The 4,175-nt window shown below is 34.9% G+C and carries 5 protein-coding genes; all 5 read right to left on the reverse strand.

What is annotated here, in order from left to right; translation table 11 throughout:
- Positions 1–1,004 precede the first annotated feature (1,004 nt).
- On the reverse strand, positions 1,005–1,430 hold the full coding sequence (locus CCY16_RS03465) for a hypothetical protein (RefSeq protein ID WP_088414964.1): 426 nt from the start codon (positions 1,428–1,430) through the stop codon (positions 1,005–1,007).
- A 762-nt stretch (positions 1,431–2,192) separates the two neighbouring features.
- Positions 2,193–3,146 carry a hypothetical protein gene (locus CCY16_RS03470; protein WP_088414966.1) on the reverse strand — a complete coding sequence of 318 codons (954 nt, stop codon included), beginning with the start codon at positions 3,144–3,146 and terminating at the stop codon, positions 2,193–2,195.
- A gap of 29 nt (positions 3,147–3,175) precedes the next feature.
- The gene (locus CCY16_RS03475) at positions 3,176–3,400 is read right to left on the reverse strand and encodes a hypothetical protein (protein WP_088414968.1); all 225 of its coding nucleotides are present in this window, start codon (positions 3,398–3,400) and stop codon (positions 3,176–3,178) included.
- A gap of 148 nt (positions 3,401–3,548) precedes the next feature.
- A complete protein-coding gene (locus tag CCY16_RS06700) occupies positions 3,549–3,677 on the reverse strand; it encodes a hypothetical protein (RefSeq protein ID WP_281250513.1) in 129 nt (42 codons plus the stop codon).
- Positions 3,667–4,175, reverse strand: a 509-nt coding sequence (locus CCY16_RS03480; protein ID WP_179946047.1) for a hypothetical protein, incomplete at its 5' end; no start/stop codon positions are given. The genes CCY16_RS03480 and CCY16_RS06700, both read right to left, overlap by 11 nt.

The raw sequence follows: 4,175 nt of genomic DNA on the forward strand, positions 1-4,175 counted from the left end.
GAATCAATAATGTTGCTTATTTACCGCAATGGGAATCAGTTTTTCACTTCGATAAAGTTGAAGAAGTAATCTCATCACTAAGTCCATAAACGTGATTTCAGTCTACTAGAAAGGTGTCTTCCAAGTTATCCCCCACACAAAAATGCAAAAATTACTTGACATTATATAAGCCTCGCCAATCCTCTTATCATAATGCTAGAGGTATTTAGTTATCTTTATCTGTGCAGATGAACGGCAGGAGTATAACATGATTAGCGTCTTATTTTCTAATTTTTGCCTATGCGCACCCTATGTCTTCAACAACATCTAGGTTTTACTATACAAGTCGAAACGCGCTTATAAAGCTTTAAGACTTAAAAAATGCCGATACTGAAAATAGATAGTAGAGTTAGGGCTTCTTTTGCCTTTTTCTGAATTGGTTAAAAATTTAACCAATTTTATTATAAGACTTTTTACATATTTGAGTAAGAGGTTACTACTTGATATCATGCAAGTAGTTGAAACTGAGAAAGAATATCAGTAAATAAGAACGTTCAGTAGAATACCTAAACTTTTATAAAAGAAATTTCACTACCATTTAGCTAAAATTCAAGAATTTCAATGCTTTAGCTATTTTGAACAGAATTGAATTTTGTTAACACAAATAACGAATTACTATTTGATCAGATTGATTGCAAAAAAAACAAGATTTTCAATAGGTTAACTATAACCTTAACTATAGTTAACTTTTCATAGGTTGCGATGCAACAAAGCTAGCTGGAATCACGAAATAAAAGGCTAGATGCTAGTGTCACACACTGGCATGACAAGAGAGGACACGGAATGACAGGAAAAGGAGGCTACTTGGATGACACAACACCCTTCTCCCCCAATGGAAATTGTTCTCAAATCCAATGTCCATATAGTTATATCCCAAAAAGGGCCAGGATTTTACCTCTGACCCTGGTTGAGTGGTTATAGTGAAATAAGATATATTAAATAAACAAATCCAATAGCTTAAAGAATTAAAATAGATCCTTAAAGAAAGTCTTAGCCCCACTTGTACTAATAGAATCCAAATGTGAAGATGGCCGCTTATCTTTAGATCCCTTCATAGGAGCACTAGGATTTGAGGATGATAAATCAGTGTCAGTGCATTTACAATGGTACGGCAAATTATTTCCTTTAGAACGTGGTATGTGATACTTGCTAGGTTCAAATGTAAGCTCTAGACCAAGTTTTTTTTTATCAATACCTTTACCTTCATTATACAGTACAGAAGGACCATGTTCTCTATTATAACGCGACACATCAATTGTTTTACTTGGCATAATAGTTCTGTTTGATATGTCACTTGATACAGAATCACTGCTTGTAGTTGATAAACTACTTACTGATGAAGCATACTGAAAAGAACCTCGAGGGAATTTACCTTCACTACTAGATTCCACAACGTCAATAACACTCGACCACCGCAAGGAACCTATACCACTATCAATCGTACCACCTTTATTTGTAGATTGTGGTGAACCTGATTTACAAGAAATAGCACTGTCTGTAGAAATAACAGAAATGTTAGACTTATGCCTTTCTCTTATTTGCTCCTCCTGACTAGCAGCTTTACTTACTTTACTGTTAGTATCAGCAGTTGTCGTATGCCGTGGTGACAGAGGAGAAAGCCTTTTTATACCTGGTATTTTACTTAATAGTCCCCAAGGAGATTCACTATCAGCACTTACCTCAGCAGCACTTATAGACCGATCACTACCTTCACCTGAATCTATAGTATTGTGCAGTAGCTCCTTTTCTTTTGGACTACATCTAGGAGACTTTAAGTGTGTTAGTGACTGCTCATGAAGTGAGCGCCACTTTAATTCCAGTTGGTCACTCTGTTCAGGAGAAACATAGAATTCTGAATATAGTTTCTTTCTTTCATAAGATAAAGAAAGAATTGAGTATAGCTTCTCCCTACCTTTAGGAGAAAAGAGAGAGCCTAATATTTCTGTTTTTGATTTCTCACTATTATCAAGAGGTAAACTAAATATAAAACGCTGCAGAATGTATTCTTGCGCTTCATCATCAACCGCAAATGATCTTTTTAAAGGCTCATAAGGGATGGCTAACTCATGATCTTCATTGATTACGGAGTTTTCTATGATTTTATTTATTACACAGTGAGAAATCTCTGGGTTAGAAAAGTTTATACCACATACTCAACTGCTTCCATTTATTGTTAATGCTGCTTGAGTATCACCACTAATATCATCAAACACAGCACCATTAAATGTCTCATTTAGAATTAAAGCTTCTTTACATGTTAATAACCTAGCCCCTTTACAACTTCGTATAACAGGTATAAGGATTGAGGCTTCTTTTTTACCTAGAGGAGAAGCACACATAAAACCAGCTATTATTATTCCCGTTGATTGATAAACAGACTCTATTATCATATCTTTAAATAACTTCACTTTATGGTTATCACTACTGCTAACTCCAAGGTACATCCCTACAAGCCATGCAGCATACCGTGTTATACTATCAACAAACTGAATATCATTAAAAATATCTTTTATATATACATCATTGTCCTTCACTTTCAAAGGTTTCTGAGGAACATTTTCATATCTTTGCTCCATACCTGATAAAAACAAATTTACAAATTCCTCACATAACCTTGTATTAGAAAATTCACCCTGCCACAAATAACCTTCTTTGTTAGGTGCTTTAATAAACATAGTAGAAGTTGGCATATCTACTCGAACATCTTTTGCAAGCGAAGCAGCTAAATGAGACTTTAAATTAAAAATTACACCTGGATCAATAGGCGTTACAAACTCAAGCCTACTATTATCTTCATCTAAATACCACTCTCCTTTACTAAGATCAAATGGAAAAGACTTTATATCAAAAATTAACTCAGCTGTATTTAATATTTCTTTATCATTACCTTTCTCAACATCGTAGAATTCACATATTATACTTCTTTTTATATCACTTAGGTATCTTTTACACTGATAATCATCCATACCTTTATCAAATGAAACTATGAGACAGTCTCTCTTGTCCCTCCTTTGCACAGAAAAATTCGTGTCAATTATACGACGAGCATAATTATTTACATTAAAAGCACTAACCAGTGCACTTACTGTTTTTTTTATATTAGGCATATACCCCCCCTATTTCTAAATAAGAATAATTATCTTTTCTGACTGCTACTAGCTCCACTAGAGTAACACCCGCCCATAGAGCTACTAGGCTGATTAGACTGATGCTCACGTTCTCTTTCTTGTATTCTTCTTGCTACATCGTTATGATCATCATACCTTGCTCCTTTAACTCGCACTACTATTCCACCACCTTCACCTTTTTCATTCCTAAGTTTCCACTCTTCCATTCCTTTAAAACCTTTATCGCCATGCATATCACCTCCTAAGTAAAAATATTATGTAATTAGTATATAATAAATAAATCATCAGTGCAAACATTTTTTTATATTTTTTCAAAAAATTTTATTCATCTTTTTTATATTCCTGGATTCTAACGTTACGCGCTGGAATGACACCCCCTTGTTATCTTGATTGTGCTTCTCCTTGTGCCCTTCCCATTGAGTTTACATGATTATTAACTTTTACATCATTACACTCACTTGTTGGTTGGGTATTATTCACAGAACTTTGTTGAGCTTCATTATTCAGCATTACTCCAAGTACTAAAATCATATTCACTACCAACAACAGAACCTTTCATAGGTTGCCCTGAAGACCCTCTATTAGAAACAGATTTTGTAGCATGTTGAGTTGAAGCTTCCCCGTTAAAAACATATTCCTGAGCTAGTTGTTCTGGAGCTTCTCTACTAAAAACAGAACCCTGAGCAGGCTGCCTTGAAGTATTGCCGTTGGAAATAAATCCTCGATTAGATTGCCTTAAAGTTTTCTTACAAGTATTATTCTTACCTTGACCTTTCATTTCTTTCCAATCACTGTTATCTCTTTGAGTATCCTTCAGCCCCATTGTATTTGTTGCAGGCTGCCCTGAAGCAGTCGGACGTACAGCAATTAATTCTTCCACTTGTTTATTTTCCTCCACTTTTGTTTCTTTTACCTCACAATTTTCCCTATCCATATCATGCTCAGGTCCATGAATCATCTTTTTCAGAGAATCCCGTAAAAGATTCTGCTCTTCTGGCTTGAATGGAG

The sequence above is a fragment of the Wolbachia endosymbiont of Wuchereria bancrofti genome (assembly GCF_002204235.2).
In the GTDB taxonomy this organism is placed as follows: domain Bacteria; phylum Pseudomonadota; class Alphaproteobacteria; order Rickettsiales; family Anaplasmataceae; genus Wolbachia.

Excerpts from the sequence above, each read along its gene's own strand:
- CCY16_RS03470 (WP_088414966.1), bottom strand. The coding sequence starts at position 3,146 with ATGCCTAATATAAAAAAAACAGTAAGTGCACTGGTTAGTGCTTTTAAT.
- CCY16_RS03475 (WP_088414968.1), bottom strand. The coding sequence starts at position 3,400 with ATGCATGGCGATAAAGGTTTTAAAGGAATGGAAGAGTGGAAACTTAGG.
- CCY16_RS06700 (WP_281250513.1), bottom strand. The coding sequence starts at position 3,677 with ATGCTGAATAATGAAGCTCAACAAAGTTCTGTGAATAATACCCAACCA.